The organism is Actinosynnema sp. (genome assembly GCF_052038725.1).
The window spans coordinates 1-2,001 of the sequence record NZ_JBQGCX010001421.1 but is presented as its reverse complement, the minus strand read 5'-3'; the positions used below and the strand labels follow the sequence as shown (position 1 = coordinate 2,001).

The 2,001-nt window shown below is 74.5% G+C and carries 1 protein-coding gene and 1 pseudogene; one reads left to right on the top strand and one right to left on the bottom strand.

Annotated elements, in window-relative coordinates:
- A partial coding sequence (locus tag ACTUAL_RS30005) for a UvrD-helicase domain-containing protein (protein WP_440902597.1) occupies window positions 1–831 on the bottom strand: 831 nt, incomplete at its 3' end.
- A gap of 597 nt (window positions 832–1,428) precedes the next feature.
- On the opposite strand from ACTUAL_RS30005, the pseudogene ACTUAL_RS30000 reads away from it, so the two are divergent.
- A pseudogene (locus ACTUAL_RS30000) lies at window positions 1,429–2,001 on the top strand (hypothetical protein); the annotation flags it as partial.

The following is a 2,001-nucleotide window of genomic DNA, read 5'->3' as shown; positions in this document are numbered from 1 at the left end:
GTCGGCCACGGCCTCGCGCAGCACGTCCAGCACCCCCAGCCCGCCCTTGAGGCCGCGCACCGCGGGCTCGTCCTCGGCCACCGCGACCACGCCGGGGAACAGCTCGCCGGGAGTGGCGAACACGACGTCGTTCTCCCCGAGGGACGGCAGCACCCGCCCGACGTGCCGCAGGAACAGCGGGTTCGGGCCGACCAGCAGCACGCCGGAGCGCGACAGCCGGTCGCGGTGGGTGTAGAGCAGGTACGCGGTGCGGTGCAGCGCCACGGCGGTCTTGCCGGTGCCCGGACCGCCCTCGACCACCAGCACGCCCCGGTGCTCCGACCGGATCACCTCGTCCTGCTCGGCCTGGATGGTCGCGACGATGTCGCGCATCCCGCCGTCCCTGGGCGCGGCCAGCGCGCGCAGCAGCGAGGACCGGTCGGCTCCCAGCTCGTCGTCGTGGAACTCCTCCAGCACCCGCCCCCTGCCGTGGAAGTGCCGCCGCCGGGTGACGCCCTCGGGGCGCGCGCCGGTCGCGGTGTAGAACGGCCGGGCGGCGGGGGCGCGCCAGTCCACGAGCAGCGTGCCCTGCTCCTCGTCGGCCAGGCCGGTGCGCCCGACGTACGTGGTCCCGCCGTCCGCGTGGTCGGTGCGCCCGAAGCACAACCCGCTGTCGGCCGCGGTCAGCCCGGCGAGCCGGTCGGTGAGGGTGCGGACGGCCACCTCGCGCTGCCACGGCAGGTCGGTGTGGTCGGCGAGCACGGCGTCCAGGCGGCGCCGGGTCTCGGCTCGCTCGGCGTCCAGCCGCCGGTACCGCTCGGCGGACCTCGCGCGCTCCGCGGCCAGTTCCACCGAAGGGTCGCCCACCTGCACTTTTCCCGTTTCCGGCGAATTAGACCGAACCACTCTTGCCCCCTTGTGCTATAATTCTTCAAGGACGTTCAAGCGATTGTTGGAAAACAACGCGCAATCGTCATGTATAGCACCGCGCGCTTTTCCCGCGCACCTTTTCACCCCGTTCCGCCGCGATCTTCGCCCGGTCGGCCGGGTGAAGCCCTCAGGTCCGCCCCCACCCCGCCGTTGTCACCCTCGAAGCGAGCGGAACGGCAGGTGGAGTGGCCGTCCCGTTCGCTGAACGTCCCCGTCCCAGGGCCGACGGCGTGGAGTCGGAACCGGGGGCGGGGTTCGCCGGAGGCGGACCGACCGGGTGGTTGCCAAACCTTCCCCGAGCCCGGTGGGTCCGTCTCCGGCCCCTTCTCCCGCGCCGTCCCGCGCTGTCCCGTGTCGTGCCGGGATATTCCGCACCGACGCCCGGCGCCTTTTTCCGCACGCGCGCGAGCCTTCGGGCACCCTGCGCCGCTCCCTCTTCCCGTCACCACCGCGCTGCGCCAGGGTGGGTGTCGTGGGGGTTCCGGACCGGAGTCCCCGGTGCGGCAGCGGGAGGACGAGTTGAGCAGCAGACTCCGCGGTGCGGCGGTCGTCGTGGCGGCTGTCCTGGCAACCTCGGCGACACCGGCGGTGGCGGCCCCCTCGGGCTTCGAGGTCCTCGCCCCGCTCACCCCCGGTCGGGACGCGGAAGCGGTGGTGGTCAACGGTTCCGGGGTCGCGCTGGGCTGGGCGGTCCGGGCGGACGGGGCGCGGGTGGTGGTGCGCTGGGCCGGCGGTTCGGTGCGTGAGTTCCCGCCGGTGCCGGTGTCGCGGTCGTTCCCGGTCGGCGTGGACGCGAGCGGCGCGGGCGTGCTGAACGTGCGCGGGACGTGGGTGAACGCCGTGCGGTGGGAGGCGGACGGGCGGGTGGTGCGGCTGCCGCAGATCGCCGGTGGCGGGCAGAGCACGGTGGACGCGGTGAACGGCGCGGGTCTCGCGGTCGGGAACACCACGGACGGCAGCGGGGTCACGCACGCCGCCACCTGGGACACCTCGGGGGCGCTGCGGGTGCTGCCGGGGTTGGGGACGCGGGACAGCCGGGCGACGTCGGTGGACGAGGCCGGGAACGTGTCCGGGGCGGCGCTGGGGGCGGAC